The sequence below is a fragment of the Vibrio ulleungensis genome (assembly GCF_016900875.1).
In the GTDB taxonomy this organism is placed as follows: Bacteria; Pseudomonadota; Gammaproteobacteria; order Enterobacterales; family Vibrionaceae; genus Vibrio; species Vibrio ulleungensis.
In genome coordinates this window covers 658,621-679,148 of sequence record NZ_JAFEUM010000002.1, presented here as the reverse complement: position 1 = coordinate 679,148, position 20,528 = coordinate 658,621, and the positions used below count along the sequence as shown (strand labels likewise).

The 20,528-nt window shown below is 46.3% G+C and carries 17 protein-coding genes; all 17 read left to right on the top strand.

The window, feature by feature from the left end:
• Window positions 1–88 precede the first annotated feature (88 nt).
• Window positions 89–838 (top strand): flagellar basal body rod protein FlgF, encoded by a 750-nt coding sequence (locus JQC93_RS07965; protein WP_205157920.1) that lies wholly within the window; start codon window positions 89–91, stop codon window positions 836–838.
• A gap of 28 nt (window positions 839–866) precedes the next feature.
• A complete protein-coding gene (gene flgG / locus JQC93_RS07960; protein WP_084887082.1) occupies window positions 867–1,655 on the top strand; it encodes a flagellar basal-body rod protein FlgG in 789 nt (262 codons plus the stop codon).
• A 13-nt stretch (window positions 1,656–1,668) separates the two neighbouring features.
• A complete protein-coding gene (flgH, locus tag JQC93_RS07955) occupies window positions 1,669–2,460 on the top strand; it encodes a flagellar basal body L-ring protein FlgH (RefSeq protein ID WP_205157919.1) in 792 nt (263 codons plus the stop codon).
• A 30-nt stretch (window positions 2,461–2,490) separates the two neighbouring features.
• A complete protein-coding gene (locus JQC93_RS07950; RefSeq protein WP_205157918.1) occupies window positions 2,491–3,585 on the top strand; it encodes a flagellar basal body P-ring protein FlgI in 1,095 nt (364 codons plus the stop codon).
• Between the two features lie 12 nt (window positions 3,586–3,597).
• Window positions 3,598–4,617 carry a flagellar assembly peptidoglycan hydrolase FlgJ gene (gene flgJ / locus JQC93_RS07945; protein WP_205157917.1) on the top strand — a complete coding sequence of 340 codons (1,020 nt, stop codon included), beginning with the start codon at window positions 3,598–3,600 and terminating at the stop codon, window positions 4,615–4,617.
• A 189-nt stretch (window positions 4,618–4,806) separates the two neighbouring features.
• Entirely contained in the window at window positions 4,807–6,684 is a 1,878-nt protein-coding gene (gene flgK / locus JQC93_RS07940; protein ID WP_205157916.1) for a flagellar hook-associated protein FlgK, read from the top strand.
• A gap of 11 nt (window positions 6,685–6,695) precedes the next feature.
• Window positions 6,696–7,889 (top strand): flagellar hook-associated protein FlgL, encoded by a 1,194-nt coding sequence (gene flgL / locus JQC93_RS07935; protein WP_205157915.1) that lies wholly within the window; start codon window positions 6,696–6,698, stop codon window positions 7,887–7,889.
• Window positions 7,890–8,289: 400 nt separating this feature from the next.
• Complete coding sequence (locus tag JQC93_RS07930; protein ID WP_205157914.1) at window positions 8,290–9,429, top strand: flagellin; 1,140 nt, start codon at window positions 8,290–8,292, stop codon at window positions 9,427–9,429.
• A gap of 514 nt (window positions 9,430–9,943) precedes the next feature.
• Complete coding sequence (locus JQC93_RS07925) at window positions 9,944–11,080, top strand: flagellin (protein WP_205157913.1); 1,137 nt, start codon at window positions 9,944–9,946, stop codon at window positions 11,078–11,080.
• Window positions 11,081–11,458: 378 nt separating this feature from the next.
• Complete coding sequence (locus JQC93_RS07920; protein ID WP_084887098.1) at window positions 11,459–12,589, top strand: flagellin; 1,131 nt, start codon at window positions 11,459–11,461, stop codon at window positions 12,587–12,589.
• Window positions 12,590–12,648: 59 nt separating this feature from the next.
• Window positions 12,649–13,047, top strand: a complete 399-nt coding sequence (locus JQC93_RS07915; protein ID WP_205157912.1) for a flagellar protein FlaG — start codon at window positions 12,649–12,651, stop codon at window positions 13,045–13,047.
• Window positions 13,048–13,065: 18 nt separating this feature from the next.
• Window positions 13,066–15,180: a flagellar filament capping protein FliD gene (gene fliD / locus JQC93_RS07910; RefSeq protein WP_205157911.1), complete on the top strand. Its 2,115-nt coding sequence runs from the start codon at window positions 13,066–13,068 to the stop codon at window positions 15,178–15,180.
• 243 nt (window positions 15,181–15,423) lie between these two features.
• On the top strand, window positions 15,424–15,765 hold the full coding sequence (locus tag JQC93_RS07905) for a flagellar protein FliT (protein ID WP_205157910.1): 342 nt from the start codon (window positions 15,424–15,426) through the stop codon (window positions 15,763–15,765).
• An 11-nt stretch (window positions 15,766–15,776) separates the two neighbouring features.
• Window positions 15,777–16,187 carry a flagellar export chaperone FliS gene (gene fliS, locus JQC93_RS07900; RefSeq protein WP_205157909.1) on the top strand — a complete coding sequence of 137 codons (411 nt, stop codon included), beginning with the start codon at window positions 15,777–15,779 and terminating at the stop codon, window positions 16,185–16,187.
• A 150-nt stretch (window positions 16,188–16,337) separates the two neighbouring features.
• Window positions 16,338–17,810, top strand: a complete 1,473-nt coding sequence (locus JQC93_RS07895; RefSeq protein WP_205157908.1) for a sigma-54 dependent transcriptional regulator — start codon at window positions 16,338–16,340, stop codon at window positions 17,808–17,810.
• A gap of 146 nt (window positions 17,811–17,956) precedes the next feature.
• Window positions 17,957–19,036, top strand: coding sequence for a sensor histidine kinase (locus JQC93_RS07890; RefSeq protein WP_205157907.1), 1,080 nt, complete (start codon window positions 17,957–17,959; stop codon window positions 19,034–19,036).
• Window position 19,037: 1 nt separating this feature from the next.
• Window positions 19,038–20,471 carry a sigma-54-dependent transcriptional regulator gene (locus tag JQC93_RS07885; protein ID WP_205157906.1) on the top strand — a complete coding sequence of 478 codons (1,434 nt, stop codon included), beginning with the start codon at window positions 19,038–19,040 and terminating at the stop codon, window positions 20,469–20,471.
• The last annotated feature ends 57 nt before the right edge of the window (window positions 20,472–20,528 follow it).

Sequence of the window (20,528 nt, the reverse complement as noted above, 5' to 3'; positions counted from 1 at the left end):
CTTTTAGATCTTTGAAAAACAAGACAAATAAAACTTGGCACATCAATTGCTTTATATCGATTAGTACACAGTAATCGAGGAAGGCAAAATGGATCGTGCACTCTTTTTGGCCATGAGCGGCGCAAAACAAAATATGCAAGCGATGCAGCTAAGATCAAACAACTTAGCTAACGTAAGCACCACAGGTTTTCGCGCAGATCTAGAGCAGGCTCGCTCTATGCAAGCTTACGGTCAAGGGTTGCCCACCCGCGTATTTTCCATGACAGAACGCCCTGGACACAGCTTTCAACAAGGCAGCGTGATCACCACAGGTCGTGACTTAGACGTTACCATTGAAGGTGATGGCTGGATTTCAGTCATGGATGCGACGGGTAAAGAGGGGTTGACTCGAAACGGCAATTTGCACATCGACCAGAACGGTTTGCTAAAAAATGGCGCGGGTCATTTAGTGCTGGGCAACAACGATGCGCCAATTACCTTACCGGTCCCATTGAGCAAAGTTGAAATTGGTCGAGACGGAACCATTTCTGTCATCCCAATGGGGGCTGCCGCAGACGCCGTAGAAGAGATTGATCGCATTAAACTGACTCGACCTGATAATCAGACACTGTTTAAAGACAACAATGGCCTATTTCGTTCAAAGCAGCCAAATGCTTTCTACGTAGCTGATGCGCAAGTCAAATTAGCGACGGGAACCATTGAAGGCAGTAACGTCAATGCGGTTGGAGAAATGACCAATCTTATCGATTTACAACGCCAATTTGAAATGCACGTAAAAATGATGAAAACCGCAGAAGATATGGACAAGGCGTCGGATTCTCTGCTTCGTAGCAGTTAACGCCAACAGGGAATAAGGAAAGGGTATTATGCAACCAGCACTATGGGTCAGTAAGACCGGACTAGACGCACAACAGACAAACATTGCCACGATCTCCAATAACTTGGCTAACGCCTCGACCATTGGTTACAAGAAAAGTCGTGCGGTGTTTGAAGATCTGTTTTATCAGAATATTAACCAGCCGGGCGGTCAATCGTCGCAAAACACCGAATTGCCAAGTGGCTTAATGTTGGGTGCTGGCTCTAAAGTGGTCGCCACGCAGAAAATTCACACCAATGGTAATGCGCAAACTACCAGTAACTCATTGGATATGATGATTGAAGGTGACGGATTTTTCCAAGTCATGATGCCGGACGGCAACATTGGCTACAGCCGCAACGGTCAATTTACGTTAAACGATGAAGGCGTTGTGGTCACCACTGGCGCAGGCTACGCCTTAGAGCCAGAGATCACCATTCCAGAAGACGCAATTTCGATCACCGTGGGTAACGACGGTGAAGTGTCAGTGCGTCTACGTGGTCAGCAAGACAACCAGGTTGTGGGACAAATCACCACTGTCGATTTCATTAACCCAGGCGGTCTTGAGCCTATTGGTCAAAACTTGTACTTGCCAACAGGAGCAAGTGGTGAAGCTCAAGAAGGCGTTCCTGGTTTTGAAGGCTTAGGATCAATAAGACAATCAATGCTAGAAACCTCTAACGTTAATGTTACTGAGGAGTTAGTGAACATGATCGAAGCTCAGCGCGTTTACGAAATGAATTCTAAAGTCATCTCGGCGGTCGATAAGATGATGAGCTTTGTGAATCAGCAACTGTAAGGGGAGGCAAACCATGTTTAGGCATATTTTTGTTGGATTATGTGTTCTCTCTTTGGCTGGTTGTGCCCAAGGTTGGATATTTGAAAACACAGGCCCTCAGACTGACATGGAGTCAGGTACAACCGTTGTCGATGCTGTTGAAGGCGATCAGTCTGCAGCAGAGTCTACAGGTTTGGTGGATACGCTAAGAGGCAGAAATGATCCGGTGGCAAATGATCCGGCGTGGGCACCGATTCATCCACCGAAGAAACCAGAACATTACGCAACGGCGACCGGGTCACTGTTTAATGGCGCGTTAGTTCAAGATCTATACAACGATTCCAAACCCCATGGTATTGGCGATATCGTTACCGTGATGCTCGATGAGAACACCAAAGCGGCAAAAAGTGCCGATGCGGACTTATCTAAAAGTAATAACTCGACATTGGATCCCATCATGATGGGTGGCCAGCCGGTTAACCTCGGCAGTTATGACCTCTCTTATGAGCTGAACAACGACAACAATTTTGAAGGCAACGCGTCGGCGAATCAAAGTAACAGTATCAGTGGTTCAATAACGGTAGAAGTTACCGATGTCCTGGCAAACGGCAATTTAGTGATCCGTGGCGAAAAATGGTTAACCCTAAATACCGGAGACGAATATATTCGCCTCAGTGGCACAATTCGACCAGATGACATCAGTTACGAAAACACCATTGATTCTACTAGAATTTCTAACGCTCGAATCCGTTATGCGGGTACCGGTACCAATCAAGATATGCAGGAACCTGGATTCTTGGCACGATTCTTTAATGTCGCTTTATAACGGACAGTGAATGTGATGGAACTTTGACGAATGAAACAACTATTAATCGTACTAGGCAGCTGCTTAATGCTGTTAGCTCAACAAGCTCACGCGGCACGCATCAAAGACATTGCGCAGGTTGCCGGCGTTCGTAGCAACCAATTGGTCGGCTACGGGCTTGTAACTGGTCTACCTGGTACGGGTGAGTCGACACCGTTTACCGATCAAAGTTTTAATGCCATGCTCAGCCAATTCGGCATTCAGTTGCCGCCAGGCACTAAACCTAAAACAAAAAACGTTGCCGCGGTCATTGTCACCGCAGAAATGCCGGCTTTTACCAAACAAGGGCAACAAATTGATGTGACCGTTTCATCTATCGGCTCAGCTAAGAGTCTTCGTGGCGGCACGTTGCTGCAAACTTTCTTGAAAGGCTTGGATGGCGAAGTCTATGCGGTCGCTCAAGGTAATCTACTGGTTAGTGGTTTCAGCGCAGAAGGCGCCGATGGTTCAAAAATTGTTGGCAACAACCCAACCGCTGGTACCATTTCGAACGGCGCGATGGTAGAACAAGAAATTCCGTCTCCTTTTGGACGTGGTGACTTCATTACCTTTAACCTGTCAGAGTCTGATTTTACCACTGCACAGCGAATGGCTGATGCCGTCAATGACTTTCTTGGGCCACAAATGGCCAATGCCATTGATGCTACGTCAGTGCGTGTGCGCGCACCTAGAGACGTCAGTCAACGCGTTGCGTTTTTATCGGCTATTGAGAATTTAGAGTTTGAGCCGGCCGATGGTTCAGCAAAAATCATTGTGAACTCTCGTACAGGCACCATCGTAGTTGGCCAGCATGTACGTCTAAAGCCTGCTGCAGTGACCCACGGTGGGATGACCGTCGCAATCAAAGAAAACCTCAACGTGAGCCAACCAGGGCCATTTGGCGACGGGCAAACGGTTGTAACACCAGATAGCGATATTCAAGTCACTGAAGCCGACGGCAAAATGTTTAAATTTGAACCTGGGCTAACGCTAGATGACCTAGTACGTGCGGTTAACGAAGTTGGCGCTGCCCCATCGGATCTTATGGCGATATTGCAGGCGTTGAAAAACGCCGGTGCGATTGAAGGCCAATTGATCATCATCTAAGCAGGAGGCAGTATGACGGTAAATACTCAAGATGTTGGATTTATCCATGACTTGGCAAGCTTAGACAGCCTTCGCCAAAAGGCTGTTGCTGGAGACGAAGACAGCAAAGAAGCGCTGACCGCTGCAGCAAAGCAGTTTGAAGCAATCTTTACCAATATGCTGTTCAAATCGATGCGTGATGCTAACTCAGGCTTTGAAAGCGACTTAATGAATAGCCAAAACCAGTCTTTTTACCGTCAGATGTTGGATGAGCAGATGTCGAGTGAACTCAGTGCCAACGGATCGCTTGGGTTAGCCGACATGATAGTTAAGCAACTACAAGCAGCACAAAGCCCAAGCGTTGAAGAGCATACCCCAAACCATGAGTTGCAAGCGCGTACACGTGGATTTGGAACGGTTGCTGCAGCAAGCTCAACATCGTCGAATGCTGACATGCCCGATATACTTGACATCCTGCCTTCACCGGAAGGTAAAACCATCTACGACCAAACTCGTAACAGTGGTTCGTTTGCTGTCCCAAGTAGTATGGCAAGTGCATCAACCGTCACCGCCCCTAAACAGTCTACACCTACCTTTGATACACCCAAGCAATTTGTGGCACAGCTGACTCCATACGCTGAGTCCGCGGCGCAAGTATTGGGTGTTGACCCGTCACTTCTAATCGCGCAAGCGGCACTAGAAACAGGCTGGGGCAAAAAAGTCATTGGTGATTCGCAAGGAAGCACGCACAACTTATTCAATATTAAAGCCGATCGCAGTTGGAAAGGCGATAAGGTCAGTAAGCAGACCCTTGAATATCATGGTCAAATCCCTGTTAATGAGCGCGCTGCATTTCGCTCTTACGAGAGCTTTGAACAAAGCTTTAGCGATTACGTTTCCTTCTTAAAACGTAATCCTCGTTACAAAACCGCGTTAACGGATTCACAAGACTCTACTCAGTTTATTCAAGGCATTCATAAAGCTGGCTACGCGACGGATCCAGCCTACGCTGACAAAGTACTATCGATTAAAAATCGCATTGATAGAATGTAATCGTTGCGCGTGAGCACAACGCGATAAAAACAGCAAAACACAAGCAGCCTTCTAAGGTTGCTTGTTTTATTTTAACTCCGAAAGTCCCAGCACACCTCTTTGTTTTTCCGCAAGTTATCATTTTTGGCACAGGTATTGCTTTAGTCTATTCAACAACTATTTTTTGTATGAATCGGTGGAGTTTTCCTTATGGCATCGGATCTTCTGAGTGTCGGCACCCAGAGTGTCTTAACCGCTCAGAAACAGCTCAATACCACGAGCCACAACATTGCCAATGCAAACACGGACGGGTTTAACCGCCAATCTGTGATCCAAGAAGCCAATACGCCTCGCTTATATGGTGGGCAAAGCTATGGTATGGGTGTGCATGTGGAAAATGTTCGCCGCTCTTGGGATCAGTTTGCCGTTAACGAACTCAATCTATCGACCACCGACCTACATCGCAATCAAGCGGTTGAAACCAATTACGAAATTCTAAGTGGTTTACTCGCCTCAAATGCATCAAAGAAAGTGCCTGAAAATATGAATGCCTTTTTTGATGCTGTGAAATCTTTGTCTGATTCTCCAAACGATATGGGCTCACGAAAAGTCGTGCTGGAACAGGCAAAAGTGATAGCCAAAAACCTCAATAACTTTCATGAAACCGTCAGAGTTGAATCGGCAAACAGCAATAAGCGACTGGATGCCACCGTTGACCGTATTAATGGCATTGCCTTAGAAATTCGCGATGTGCATCGTGCAATGATGAAAACCAATGGTCCCAAAAATGATCTGTTAGATCAGCACGATAAGTTGATTAAAGAGCTGTCTCAATTTACCAAAGTCACGGTAACACCAAAATCGGGTAATGAAGCCTTTAATGTGCATATTGGTAATGGTCACAGCATCGTATCAGGCGTTGATGCAAGCCAGCTCGCATTAGTAAATGGCGACCCCGATCCGCAGCAAAGACAATTGGCCATTATTGAAGGTAAGGGTATTAAGCGTATCTCACCAAAAGACATTGACGGTGAGCTTGGCGCGTTGTTGGACATGAGGGATAAACATATCCCACAAGTTAGTGATGAGTTGGGTCGACTGGCGTTAGCATTTTCACACTCAATCAATACGTTACAAGAATCAGGTTTGGATCTGAATGGCCAGGTGGGTCAACACATGTTTAACGACATTAACCATCCAGACTCAATGAAAGCCCGCGTTGTGCAAAACCCACAATCAAGTGCTCAAATGGCGGTTAAAATCACTGACCTTTCCCAACTATCGGGTGGTGAATATAAGCTGCAATTTGATGGCACTAAGTACACCGTCACTGATGACCTCGATAATCAACAAATTCTGTATCCAGCCAGCGACGGCAGTATTAGTTTTGATGGCGTTAAAGTAGATATCCAAGCGCCGCCTCAGGTTGGTGAAAGGATCCTAATACGTCCAACGCGCACTGGTGCACAAGATATTCAAGTGGCGATGAGAGATGCCGCAAGCATTGCCGCGCAAAGTTATGACACCTCGCACAGCTTTACGACAGGTAAAGGTGAAGTTGAGATAAACAGCGTAGGTACACTCAAAGAATTTCAAGTGGTGGTGAGTCCAACAGGGACACAATTTGCCGTCACTGATATGAATGGCAACATACTATTGCCACCCCAAGCGTATCCGCCGGGTGCTTCTATTTCTCTGCAAGGTACCAGCTTTTCATTGACCGATGGTGCACACGCTAATGATACGTTTGCGTTTAACCTCAACCACGCAGAAGGCGATAACGGCAATCTTAGAAAAATCCAAAGTTTGCAAACCGATAAATTGATGAATGACGGCAATAGCTCTGTGATTCAGCTCTACCACAACTTAAATACTGATGTAGGTTTGCAACATGCAACATCGTCGCGAGCGACTCAAGTGTCTAGGCTTGAGAACGAAGCAGCACAATCAAGAATTGCGTCAATATCTGGGGTGAACCTAGATGAAGAAGCAGCCAACATGATGAAGTTTCAGCAAGCGTACATGGCGTCTTCAAAAGTCATGCAAGCGGCCAATGACACCTTCAACACGATTTTGCAGCTAAGGTAGGGAGGTAGAGTATGATCAATCGAGTAGCAAGCTTCCATAACTATCAATCTGTGCAAAATGAGCACCGCCGATTAGAAAGCAAGGTCAACTACAATCAACAACAACTGGCATCGGGTAAACAGTTAATCTCACCCGGAGACGACCCTATTGCGACGCACTATGTTCAGCAAGTGAAGCAACAAGACGAGCAAGTGAACCAGTTTATCGATGCGATTGTACTGGTCCGAAACCGTCTCGAGCACAAAGAAGTGCTTATTTCTTCCGCTGAACAATATTCCGATCAAGCAAAACGTTCTACGATGGAAATGGTGAACGGCGCGCTGTCACCCGAAGACAGACAAGCGCATGCCACTCAACTGCAAGAGTTGTCTCGAAACTTATTGCAACTGGTCAATAGCCAAGATGAAACCGGCAATTACACCTTTGCAGGAACAAAGCCTAAAACCCAACCTTTCTTTATGGATGCTGCGGGTAAGGTGAGTTATGCCGGGGACAGTTATCAGCGATTAATGAAGATCTCTACCAACACTGAGGTCGCGACGAACGAGCCTGGAAACAAGCTGTTTATGGAAGTTGTGAACCCATACGGAGACTACCGCCCAAGTTATACGTTGCAAAGTGGTTCTGAATTGCAGTTGGCTAACGCTCAAAACTTGGACGCTGCCGATACCGCCAACTATAAAGTCACTTTCGTGGCAATGCCAAATGGTGACTTTGGGTATCAGTTGGAGCAAAACGGTGTTGCAGTAAAACAAGATATTTATGACCCAAGTCAAGGGATCCAATTTAACGATCTCTCGGTGACCGTTAAAGGGCTGATTCAAGCTGGCGACAGTATCGAGTTGAGCCCTCAAAAAACTTTCAGTGTGTTTGATACTTTCCAAGATGCGGTGGCGTTAGCAAAAGAATCGGTTTCAGACGCCTCGGCCACGGCAGAGCTTCATAGAGCCACGGATGAATTTCAGGCGGCGTTTGGCCACCTAGCTAAAGTGCGCACATCGGTGGGTACTCGATTAAGCAGTTTGGATGTGCACGAAGCGCAACATGAAGATTTTAAACTCAGTTTAGCCAAGTCCAAAAGTCGATTTGAAGATTTGGACTATGCCAAAGCGGTGATTGACTTTAATGAAAATCAAATGGCGCTAAAAGCGTCGCAAACCGCATTTGGTAAAGTAAAAGATTTAACTCTGTTTAACTATATCTAGTCTGTACTGATTGCCTTATGTGCTATGCCATAAGTGCCCAGTAATACAGTTGAGATTGAACAGAAACATGTGGCAATAATTGCCGCTCTCACATTGCCGATTTTGTAATCGGTTAAGTGAAACCCAAGAATAGGCCATAACCGCATATTCTTAACTTTTTTTCTAGAATTTCAGCATCGCTGAAGCCCTTATAAATAAAGGGATTAGAGAAAACAAAACAATTTTTACAACTATTTTTAGAATGTTGGCACGCATGTTGAATTACTTAAATCAGAAGCGAAAACAACGCGATGTTTTTCATTCAACTTGATGAGAGCTGAGTTTGTCGCTAGCGAAGCAAACGCAAAGGAAGCTGCTAGCTGGCCATAAAGGTCAGGCAAACTCGAAAGGAGAGCAATACATGTCTGTAACAGTAAATACTAACGTCTCTGCAATGACTGCACAGCGTTATCTAAACAAGGCCACTGGTGATCTAAATACGTCTATGGAGCGTTTGTCTTCTGGTCAACGTATCAACAGTGCTCGCGATGACGCGGCAGGCCTACAAATTTCTAACCGTTTGACTGCGCAATCACGTGGTCTTGATGTGGCAATGCGAAATGCTAACGATGGCATCTCTATTGCGCAAACAGCAGAAGGTGCGATGAACGAGTCGACGCAGGTACTGCAACGTATCCGTGACTTGTCACTGCAATCTGCCAACGGTGTAAACTCGGATCAAGAGCGTGTAGCAATTCAAGAAGAAGTGTCTTCTTTGCAAGATGAATTGAACCGTATCGCAGAAACCACAGCCTTTGGTGGACGTCGTCTACTTAACGGTACCTTCGGCGAAGCCTCGTTCCAAATCGGTGCCAATGCTGGTGAAGCTATGGTGATGGAACTGACCTCTATTCGCGCCGACGATACTCGTATGGGTGGGTCGACATTTGAAGGTGCAAATGTTGTCGGTAAGCAGTGGGAAGTTGCTGCGGGTGCAAATGACCTAACGATTGATTTTACAACCAAAGACGGTGAAGCGGTCAATATCTCTCTTACCACCCCAGTAGGTGATGACATTGAAGAGCTAGCGACCTACATTAATGGTCAAGCTCCATACCTTAAAACGTCTGTTTCTGATGACGGTTTCTTGCAAGTTTTCCTACCAGAAGACAAGCTAGATGGCAACGTTACCTTTGGTGGCACCCTGGCCAGCGACCTTGGCTTAACCTCTGGTGCAGGTGTTGTGACAACTGCGCAAGACATCGATGTTCGTACTGTTGCTGGCGCGCAAAACGCCGTATCGGTTGTCGACTCAGCGCTACGTTACATCGACTCACAGCGTGCGGATCTCGGTGCGAAGCAAAACCGCCTTGATCACAGCATCAATAACTTAGCCAACGTTCAAGAGAATGTTGAAGCGTCAAACAGTCGTATCAAAGACACTGACTTTGCGAAAGAAACGACTGAAATGACCAAAAACCAAATTTTGCAGCAGGCTGGTACTTCCATTCTAGCCCAAGCAAAACAGTTGCCAAACTCTGCAATGTCACTATTGCAGTAGTTGTTTCGCTTTTGAGTGGTGCTTCCGACGGGAAGCGCTATGCGAATCAACGACTTGGTAACGGTATTTATCTTATGGAGAGCAGAGCTCTCTCACTCTCAACTCTTGCTTGATATTAGATAAATACGTTTAGTGCGTTATCTGTGTGGTCAATCTCTCTCGATCTCCAACACAGTTAGCAAGCCATTAAACAGCCCCGGTTCTCTCAAAGATAGGGGCTTTTTTCACACCTCAACTGATTGCGCAATGCCAGTTGTGACGTAAATCTCCTTACTTTTCTACAAAAAAATCTTTCTATATCGGCGTGTTATAGCTGAGCTTTAGCCTTTTTAAAATCTGCGTGTCCGTTTTGGGCGCTTTGTCGCACTCCCCAATTGAGCTTCTTAAAAAAGTCCATTTCTATTTAAAGCTTCTCTCAAGAGGGTCGTTAATAGATATAACTTTGAGAGAACGATTTGGTTTTCCGAGACGTCGGAAGCCGTATTTAAATGGAAAATCAATTGGAGACAATCTTATGTCTATATCAGTAAATACCAATGTCGCCGCGATGACCGCGCAACGTCATTTGAACAGTGCTTCGGCAGATACGCAAAACTCCATGGAGAGATTGTCATCTGGCTTCCGCATTAACAGTGCAAAAGATGATGCTGCAGGTCTGCAAATTTCGAATCGCTTGAATTCGCAAAGCCGTGGTCTAGACGTAGCAGTACGAAATGCCAATGACGGTATCTCGATTGCGCAAACGGCTGAAGGTGCAATGAATGAAAGCACTAACATCCTGCAACGCATGCGTGACCTTTCTCTACAATCTGCAAACGGCTCAAACTCAAAAACTGAGCGTGTTGCGATTCAAGAAGAGATTGGTGCACTTAACAACGAATTAAACCGAATCGCAGAGACAACGTCATTTGGTGGTAATCGTCTACTTAACGGCACGTACGGGACCAAATCGTTCCAAATCGGCGCAAATAGTGGTGAAGCAGTACAATTGACTCTGAACAATATGCGTTCAGATACAGCAGAAATGAGCGGTAAATCGTTTGTATCGGGTAGTGCAAAAGACGCTGATTGGTCTGTACAAGCAGGTACCGATCAATTGGACATCGGCTACACCGATAAAGCTGGCAATGCTCAAACCGTGAGTATCACGGCCAAAGAAGGCGATGATATTGAGCAACTAGCGACATACATCAATGGTCAGACACAAGATTTGCAAGCATCCGTTGGAGAGGACGGTACACTGCAAGTTTTCGCTGGTAGCAACAACATCGATACAGCTCAAGCGGTTTCTTTTTCCGGTACGCTTGGTTCTGACCTAGCGATGGGTGCAGGTACCGATTCAAGCGTTGCATCTTTGGATGTAACCAGTGTTGCAGGGGCACAGCAAGCCGTTTCTGTAATTGATAACGCGATGAAGTCTGTGGACAGCCATCGTGCAGAACTTGGTGCATTCCAAAACCGTTTTGATCATGCAATCAACAACTTAGATAACATCAACGAAAACGTTAATGCGTCTAAGAGCCGCATCAAAGACACTGACTTTGCAAAAGAAACTACGGCTATGACCAAGTCTCAAATATTGCAACAAGCGTCTACTTCAATTTTGGCACAAGCGAAAGCTGCGCCAAACCAAGCACTTAGCTTGCTATAATCGAGAGTCCTCAAAGCTCCTCGTAAGCAAACAAAGTCTCCCAAATCCGGTGCCCGCCATAAGCACCGGATTTTTTTATGCCCGACATTGAGTATCTTTTCCCCCTTATTGCCGCTCTGATGTGTCTCTCAGTTCGCTGATATATGTGTCAAAACACATCGTCGGATAATTAAGTTACGGACGCTCATTAGATCATTATCAATCTCATGAATACGATTCTGTTTGTGTAAAAATACGTCGTTTATTTTCTTTAATTCTAATGATTTACCTAAAGTTCGTTGGTTTTTGGCCGTTACAAATGACGAGAGAAAAATAAATGTGTGGTGACGGGGTGAGAGCCGTTTAGCGCGTTTAGACCAAAGCCAAAAGGAGATCACTATGGCAATAAATGTAAACACGAATGTGTCTGCAATGACGGCGCAGCGTCATCTAAATAACGCTGCAGCCGATACGACGAAGTCTATGGAACGTTTGTCGTCTGGTTACCGTATCAACAGTGCCAAGGACGACGCAGCAGGACTGCAAATTACAAACCGTTTGAACTCTCAAAGTCGCGGTTTGGAAACAGCAGTTCGCAACGCAAATGATGGTATTTCGATTGCTCAAACTGCCGAAGGCGGGATGAAAGAAACCACCAATATTTTGCAACGCATGCGTGACCTTTCGCTGCAATCCGCGAATGGTTCAAACAGTATCCATGAACGTCGAGCGCTGAATGAAGAAGTAACAGCGCTTAACAGTGAACTGAATCGTATTGCAGAAACAACATCGTTTGGCGGAAAACGCCTTTTGAACGGTAATTATGGCACTCAGTCGTTCCAAATTGGTTCGAACAGTGGTGAAGCGGTCGCACTAACTATTCGTAGTATGCGTTCTGATGAATCCGAGATGGGTGGTAATGCTTATGTTGCTCAAAACTCAGTCACGAAAGATTGGCGTGTAGGCGCTGGTGAAGACATTACGTTTGACTACACCGACACCGAAGGTAACGCACAAAGCGTCACCGTTAATGCCAAAGAAGGTGACGATATTGAGAACCTAGCCACGTACATTAATGGTCAGGTTGACGACATTTCAGCATCGGTTGGTGAAGACGGCACAATGCAGCTGTTTGCCTCTAACCGTAATGTTCAAAGTGGTGTCACCGTAAGTGGCAGCCTAGCAAGTACCTTTGATTTTGGTGCTCAGCAAGCTGTGACTGTGGATGATGTTGACGTCACAACGATTGCAGGATCGCAACAAGCGGTTGCTGTTATCGATGCGGCACTACAAAGTGTGGACAGTCAACGTGCTGAATTGGGTGCGTTTCAGAATCGATTTGGTCATGCGATCAATAACTTGGATAGCATTAACGAGAATGTAAATGCATCAAGAAGTCGAATCCAAGACACCGACTTTGCGAAGGAAACGACGCAATTGGCGAAGTCTCAGATTCTTCAGAACGCAAGTACCTCGATCCTGGCCCAAGCAAAACAGACGCCGACTTCAGCGCTTGCATTACTGGGCTAACGCCTAAGGTAAGTTGAAAATACTTACGCAAGTACTGATAAGTTGGAAGGGAGAATGTGATGGATATTTCATCTTACACATCGAACGTCCAGCCTTACGGCTTATCTGGTGGCACGAACATTGCTTCAAGTAAGGAAAGTACGCTACAAACGATACAGCAAGTCGAGAAAGAAAGAGAAACAGCGCTGGAGAAAAGCAACGCATCTTTAAAACAAGAGCCTGCTTTGCCCATCTCTGACGAAGAGCGAGACGCACTTATTGAGCGAATCAATGAGTTCGTAGACTCGATGAATACTGGATTATCTTTTCGAATCGATGAAGACACTGGGAAAGAGGTCGTCACGATCTATGACGCCAAAACAGGGGATACCCTGAGACAATTTCCGAGTGAGGACATGCTGGAAGTATTGAAGCGTCTCTCCGAGCACTCTACGGGTTTAATAGCGGAGAGTGTGTAGTATTTTGAGGTGATTTGAATGAGTTTGAGCCCTTTAGGGATGTCGGGTGGTATGGATATTAACTCCATGGTCACCAAAATTGTGGATTCGGAGCGCATACCTAAGCAGCAACGAATTGACAATGAACGAGCTGATATCCAGTCGGATCTCAGCGCGTACGGCAAGCTCAGAGAATCTCTTGATAGCATGCGCTATATGATGTCTAGCTTTCGTATGGACAAGGCCTTCGCTCTGCGCTCGGTCGAATCTAATAACGAAGCTGTGGTATCAGCGACTGCAAGTACTGAAGCGATTGCGGGCAGATACTCTGTCGATGTGTTGCAGCTAGCACAGAGTCACAAATTGGCTTCCCATCCGGTGGAAGACAAAACCCGATTTGGGCCTGGCAAGCTGCAAATCGAACTGGGAGACCGAGATTTTGATATTGAGGTCAAACCCAACTCGAAAGTGGTGGATGTGGTACGCAGCATCAACCATGCGAAAACTAATCCAGGCGTGCGGGCCTCGGTTATCAACGATAGCCAAGGTCAGCGCCTGATTATTTCGTCAGATAAATCTGGTGAAAAAAACAGCCTTTCTGTTGCCGTGGACGCGTCACCTGACAGTGCACTGCAGCAATTTAATTTCCAATCTCTTGAGCAGCGTGTGAAACGCCTCGAAGACGCTCAAACTCAATCTGTTGAAGCGCTTAATCAAACCGTTCTAGGGCAAGAAATTGCCTCGTACGGCAATTATCATCAGCGCAATCTCGAAAAAATCGATGAGTTAAAGCAGCAATTGGCGCAGATGGATGCTGAGCACCAGCAAAAAATGCAAGCCATCGCAGAGGCAAACCCGCTGAATCCAAACGATCAAACTATCTATGGGGACGCAGCGGGAAGTAAAGAAGCCCAGCAGTATGCGGCGTATAAACCCGGTACAGGATTGGACAAAGAGGATATTCCCGGTTGGAATGCATCGACCGCAGGGGTGTTAAACGACTCGTATGAGATGCGAAAGCCCGAGCTCGATCCTGCAGCAATAAAAAAGAAAAATGACGTACCTGGCTGGACCAACTCTGCGTCTGGAACATTGACTCATTCCTATGAATCGGCGCAAGAGCGTCAAGCGAAAGCGAAAGAGCGTGAACGTTTAGAAACTATCGAGCGGACTGAACATCAAAAGGCCAAGGCGGAAGCGATCAACCAATTTTTAGAGCAAAGCAGTGCCGACAGCGGTGAACTGGCAAAACTCGAACGCTCGGTACTGGCGAAAGCAATAGATGATGGCATCGTAACGCAGCAGCAAGCGGAGCTCGAGGGCGTAGATGCCCTACCTGAAGAAGAGTTGCAAAAACTCAACAGCATTAAAGAGACACAAGATAGCCTGCTCAATGCACTGCAATCTGTCGAAAATTATGATGGCCTAGCGCAAGTCTCACAAGCTCAGGACTCTAAGGTTACACTGGATGGTATTGCTCAACTGAGCAGTGAAACCAACGTCATTGAAGACGCTGTCGATGGAATTTCGTTGACCCTAAAAGGGGTGAGCGAACCTGGCGACATGCCGTCAGACATCAATGTGGAATACGACGTACAAGGCGTTGTCAGCCGAATAGAGCAGTTTGTGCAAGCATACAACCAGTTTGACGCAACCGTTCGTGAACTGTCGAACGTTGATCCTGTGAGTGGCCAAAAAGGAGCGTTAGCTGGCGACTCCGTTGTACGAAATGCAACGTCAAAAATTAAAGCGGTGATCAGCAGCCCAATTGAAGGCGCGCCTGAAAACCTAAAATCATTAACCGAGTTTGGTATCACCAGTACCCGCGAAGGTCCCTTAGAAATTAACTACAAAATGCTGGAAAAGCAGGTTGCAGGTAACTTTACTCAACTTAATGAGTTTTTCACCGGCTCAAATGGATTTGCGAGAAAGCTGGAAGACGCAGTAGCAACCATGACAGGGGTGACTGGGGGAATTCGAACTCGAGAATCGAGTTTGGTGGATCAGAATTATCGCTTAAGAGATCAGCAAGATAATTTAGACCGCCGTATGAGTGCCTTGCAAGAACGTACTCATAATAAGTTTGCGTCTATGCAAGATGCCACGTCTAAGATGCAAGGCCAATTAGCTGGCATGATGAATGCATTAGGTTAGCAATAAGTTTAGAGAGAAGCTTAGTTAAAAGATACGCATAGTTAAGAGTTTAGCTTAGCTATTAAAGAATTAGATTAGCAATAAGCAATACACGATAGGCTAGTCATTAGGTCAAGGCGCAGCAATTCAATTTAGCCGCCAAACGATCACAGAGAACGATGAAGCGAAGGTGAGCTTATAAGCATCAAATCGCTTAATGCGGTAACGCTTTGCCACTCAATCACTTCACGGAGAGATAAGGTTATGATTCAGATAGAGCAGCAGCAATTGATCGACAGCTGGCACGACAAAGTCGAGATTCTCGAAGATCTGGATCACAAGATCGAACAAGTTTTAAGTGAAAGCGAGACGCAACAACCGGATCTTATACCGTTAATTAACAAGCGGGAACGGTTATTGCAAAAAGTAACAACGATTCTTCGTCAGCTACCACAACTGTATCAATCTACAGCTTGGGAGCAGGCGCTGGCACGGACGAAAGGCATTGTTGAAAAGATGGAAAGCCAAACTGCGATACTGCGTCTTCAGACTCAGAGAGTGCAACACGGCAATCAATCTCTAAAGCAGTATCAACGATTTAGATAAAGAGGACACACATGCGAGGTTCATTACAGGCGTACAAGAAGGTTTCAGTTGATAGTCAACTGTCGGCAGCGTCGCCCCACAAAGTCATTCAGATGTTGATGGCGGGCGCTATCGAACGTCTAGTACAAGGCAAGGCAGCGATGCTGCAAGGTAACATCGCGGTTAAGGGCGAACGTTTAGGAAAAGCGTTAGACATTGTCGTTAGCTTACGTGGTTGTCTTTCTATGGATGATGGCGGAGAAATCGCTCAAAACCTAGACCAACTCTACGACTTTATGATTGCGCGTATTATCCACGCCAATCAAAATAACGAGCCAGAGCCGATTGATGACGTGATTGATATCATTCGCGAGATCAAGTCAGCATGGGATCAGATCCCAGGTGAATACCATAATATGACCGCTGCAGAGGTCGGAATTTAACCGAATACCATTCAGATTTGAGAATTTGGTTCACTTCCATGCCGATGGGAGTTGCCTTAATTGAAATATGAAATAAAATAGCCGCTTCCTTGTAAGTGGCTTTTTTGCTACATACTCTATTAAGGTCTAGGTAAGGTTTTAACATCCATTATGCATACAGCCACTAAAGTCTTAGTGATCGAAGACGATAGACAGCTACAACGTGACATTCAAACGATTCTCCATTTTGTTGGGGAAGAGTGCCAAGTCGTCGCGTCGCAGGATCTAAACCAAGTAGACTTTTCGACAGTTTGGACTGGATGTATTTTGGGTAACTGCTCAACCTCGGCTGACTATGCAACGGTTGTGGGCACCATCCAAACACAAAGCCACATCCCTCTGCTTGTCTTAGGGGGAGCTGAGTATGAAGTTGACTCACTGACCCACTACGTCGGCGATCTCGAGCTCCCGCTTAATTATCCGCAACTCAGTGATGCACTTCGTCATTGTAAAGAGTTTTTAGGTCGCAAAGGGATTCAAATCCCATCGGCGACGCGCAAAAATACCTTATTCCGCAGTTTAGTCGGCCAGAGTCAAGGCATTCAAAGTGTTCGACACCTTATAGAGCAGGTTTCTGGTAGTGACGCCAGCGTTTTGATCTTAGGAGAGTCTGGGACCGGTAAAGAAGTTGTTGCTCGAAACGTTCATTATCACTCGTCTCGTCAGAAGGGCCCTTTTGTCCCTGTAAACTGCGGCGCGATACCGCCTGATCTCTTAGAAAGTGAGTTATTTGGGCACGAAAAAGGCGCGTTCACTGGCGCGATCACTTCGCGTAAAGGACGCTTCGAACTGGCAGAAGGCGGCACCCTGTTTTTGGATGAAATCGGTGATATGCCGATGCCGATGCAAGTTAAACTGCTGCGAGTGATCCAAGAGCGTTCTTTTGAACGTGTAGGCGGCAATCAAACCATTAAGGTGAATGTCCGCATAGTGGCTGCGACGCACCGCGATCTCGACAGCATGATTCAAAAAGAGACCTTCAGGGAAGATCTTTACTATCGCCTAAATGTGTTTCCAATAGAAATGCCAAGTCTTAAAGAGCGAAAAGAAGACATTCCACTGCTGCTTCAAGAGTTGATCACTCGATTGGAAGCCGAAGGTGGACAGCCAGTCTGTTTCACACCTAGAGCGGTGAATTCTCTGATGGAGCACCATTGGCCTGGCAACGTTCGTGAGTTGGCAAACTTAGTCGAAAGAATGATCATTTTGTATCCTGGTAGCCTGGTGGATGTGAATCACCTTCCCACGAAGTATCGATACAGTGATATCCCAGAGTTTCAACCTGAGTATAACGACGACATTACCAGCATTGAAGATCAAGAGCGTGATGCGCTATCGAACATTTTTGCAGGAAACATCGCCTTAGATGAAATGCTAGAACAAGAGCCGACCAACTTCGACATGCCTTCATCATTACCTCCAGAAGGGGTGAACCTAAAAGAATTGCTGGCAGACGCAGAAGTTAACCTTATTAATCAGGCGTTAGAAGCGCATAACGGTGTTGTTGCGCGAGCGGCAGATATGCTGGGTATGCGTCGTACGACCTTGGTTGAGAAGATGCGTAAATATAACTTACAACGCTAGTTAACCGTCATCCATTCTATAAGAGTCAATTCATTGACTCTTTTTTATTTCCCTGTCCTACATATAAGTCATTGATATATAATAGCATTATGTTGGCACGCTGTATGCATTATAGTCGTTCATAGTCTAAAAGACGGAAATACGACATGAATCAGGCGGTCAGCGTGGATGACCTTTCACACCACTCAGCATCCGATGATAACGCTTCACAACTTGCTAATTTGCACGCTCAGGTCGCTCAGTATCAACAGGTACTCGAAGTGATGCCTGCGGGTGTCATATTGTTGGATAATCACGGTGTGATCCAAGAAGCCAACCCTGAAGCTCAACGACTTCTTGAAATGGAATTGCAAGGTGCGAAATGGGGTGACGTCATACACGTCGCTTTTGCCCCGCAAGATGATGATGGACATGAAATTTCGCTTCGCAACGGCCGAAAAGTAAGACTTGCGATTTCAGCGTCTGCGGCTGGGCAGTTAATTCTAGTGACCGATCTGACTGAGACTCGACTGCTACAGGCTAGAGTCGGGGATTTACAACGTTTGTCATCTCTGGGTCGGATGGTGGCATCGTTGGCTCATCAAGTAAGAACACCACTTTCTAGTGCCATGTTGTACGCCTCAAATTTGGGGGCACCTAATCTGACACCGCCAATGCGAGAGCGCTTTCAAGGTAAGTTGGTCGATAGGCTTCAAGATCTTGAAAAGCAGGTCAATGATATGTTGCTATTTGCAAAAGGTGGCGACAATAAGGTGATTAAACCTTTCACCTTGCAAGCGTTGATGGATGAGCTCAACCCCATGATTGAAACTTCAATCAAGAGTAATCACATCGACTACTTTCTTGAAGTTGAACAAGGCGATTGCGCGTTGGTGGGTAACGTCAATGCGATTGCATCTGGTCTAAGTAACTTAGTAATCAATGCCATCCAAATAGCCGGAAAAGAGTCGCAAATCGACGTGTATGCACGAGCGGTGGGCGACGAGATCCGCATTTCAGTTCAAGACAATGGACCGGGCGTTCCGGCAGAGCTACAAAGCAAAATTATGGAACCATTTTATACCACCCGCTCACAAGGCACTGGACTTGGCCTTGCGGTCGTACAAATGGTTGCGCGCGCCCACAACGGGCGATTAGAACTCGAATCAAGAGAAGGTGAAGGCGCTTGCTTCACACTATCTCTGCCAGTTGCAGAACTGGCAACCCAAGAGCAGCAAGGAGATTAACATGGCTCAAAGCAAAGTATTGATTGTAGAAGATGATGAAGGGCTACGTGAAGCTCTAGTCGATACATTAGCCTTGGCCGGTTATGAGTGGATTGAAGCCGATTGTGCGGAAGATGCTCTGGTTAAGCTAAAAGCAAATAGTGTTGATGTCGTCGTCACCGATGTGCAGATGGATGGAATGGGTGGCTTAGCACTACTGCGTAATATTAAACAGCATTGGCCAAACTTGCCGGTGTTAGTGATGACGGCGTACGCAAATATAGAAGATGCGGTAACGGCAATGAAGGAAGGCGCAATAGATTATATGGCCAAGCCTTTTGCACCAGAAGTACTGCTTAACTTGGTCAGTCGTTATGCACCGGTTAAGTCAGACGACAATGGCGATGCCGTGGTCGCAGACGAAAAAAGCTTGAAGCTGTTGTCGCTGGCCGACAAAGTGGCCAAGACCGATGCGAATGTGATGGTGTTAGGCCCAAGTGGTTCAGGTAAAGAAGTGATGTCTCGTTATATTCATAACGCATCATTACGTAAAGATGGCCCTTTCATTGCGATTAACTGCGCAGCGATCCCAGACAATATGCTAGAAGCCACACTGTTTGGTTACGAAAAAGGCGCATTTACCGGTGCTGTGCAAGCGTGTCCAGGTAAGTTTGAACTGGCCCAAGGTGGCACCATTTTACTGGATGAGATCAGTGAAATGGACCTATCGCTGCAAGCTAAATTGTTGCGTGTGCTCCAAGAGCGTGAAGTTGAGCGATTGGGCGGACGTAAGAGCATTAAACTAGATGTGCGAGTTTTGGCCACCAGTAACCGTGACTTAAAGCAATACGTGTCAGAAGGCAACTTTAGAGAAGATCTCTATTACCGCTTAAATGTTTTCCCAATTAGCTGGCCACCTTTGTGCGAGCGTCAGGGGGACATTGTTCCTCTTGCCAAACATCTTACCTCGCGACACTGTCAAAAAATGGGTCAGGCTGTACCTGAGTTTACCCAAGATGCGCTTAATAAACTGATGCACTATCAATGGCCAGGTAACGTGAGAGAGCTAGATAATGTGGTTCAACGTGCCTTGATCCTAAGTGAAAACGGACAAATTGATTCAAGCAGCTTGCTGCTAGAGGGTGTAGATTGGAGCGATGCGTCATCACTGCAAACTGCGGTCGAAAGTGGCGTAGCTCCGACAGTGAAACCTCAAGCGATAGAGCAGCCAAGTGCGCCTGTTGTAGAAACGCCCACTAATATTCACCAACCTGTTGCCGGTGCTGAAAGCTTAGGTCACGAACTGCGAGATCAAGAGTACGCAATTATTTTAGAGACATTGGTCGCGTGCAATGGCCGACGTAAAGAAATCGCCGAGAAGCTCGGCATCAGCCCACGTACTCTTCGCTACAAACTGGCCAAGATGCGTGATGCTGGTATAGATATTCCCTGCTAACTCAGTGAAATGAGTCTTCGGGCGGCAATTATTGCCGCCCTTTTTTTGTCTGAACCC

Coding starts and splice junctions, on each gene's coding strand:
- JQC93_RS07965 (WP_205157920.1), top strand. CDS start 89: ATGGATCGTGCACTCTTTTTGGCCATGAGCGGCGCAAAACAAAATATG.
- flgG (WP_084887082.1), top strand. CDS start 867: ATGCAACCAGCACTATGGGTCAGTAAGACCGGACTAGACGCACAACAG.
- flgH (WP_205157919.1), top strand. CDS start 1,669: ATGTTTAGGCATATTTTTGTTGGATTATGTGTTCTCTCTTTGGCTGGT.
- JQC93_RS07950 (WP_205157918.1), top strand. CDS start 2,491: ATGAAACAACTATTAATCGTACTAGGCAGCTGCTTAATGCTGTTAGCT.
- flgJ (WP_205157917.1), top strand. CDS start 3,598: ATGACGGTAAATACTCAAGATGTTGGATTTATCCATGACTTGGCAAGC.
- flgK (WP_205157916.1), top strand. CDS start 4,807: ATGGCATCGGATCTTCTGAGTGTCGGCACCCAGAGTGTCTTAACCGCT.
- flgL (WP_205157915.1), top strand. CDS start 6,696: ATGATCAATCGAGTAGCAAGCTTCCATAACTATCAATCTGTGCAAAAT.
- JQC93_RS07930 (WP_205157914.1), top strand. CDS start 8,290: ATGTCTGTAACAGTAAATACTAACGTCTCTGCAATGACTGCACAGCGT.
- JQC93_RS07925 (WP_205157913.1), top strand. CDS start 9,944: ATGTCTATATCAGTAAATACCAATGTCGCCGCGATGACCGCGCAACGT.
- JQC93_RS07920 (WP_084887098.1), top strand. CDS start 11,459: ATGGCAATAAATGTAAACACGAATGTGTCTGCAATGACGGCGCAGCGT.
- JQC93_RS07915 (WP_205157912.1), top strand. CDS start 12,649: ATGGATATTTCATCTTACACATCGAACGTCCAGCCTTACGGCTTATCT.
- fliD (WP_205157911.1), top strand. CDS start 13,066: ATGAGTTTGAGCCCTTTAGGGATGTCGGGTGGTATGGATATTAACTCC.
- JQC93_RS07905 (WP_205157910.1), top strand. CDS start 15,424: ATGATTCAGATAGAGCAGCAGCAATTGATCGACAGCTGGCACGACAAA.
- fliS (WP_205157909.1), top strand. CDS start 15,777: ATGCGAGGTTCATTACAGGCGTACAAGAAGGTTTCAGTTGATAGTCAA.
- JQC93_RS07895 (WP_205157908.1), top strand. CDS start 16,338: ATGCATACAGCCACTAAAGTCTTAGTGATCGAAGACGATAGACAGCTA.
- JQC93_RS07890 (WP_205157907.1), top strand. CDS start 17,957: ATGAATCAGGCGGTCAGCGTGGATGACCTTTCACACCACTCAGCATCC.
- JQC93_RS07885 (WP_205157906.1), top strand. CDS start 19,038: ATGGCTCAAAGCAAAGTATTGATTGTAGAAGATGATGAAGGGCTACGT.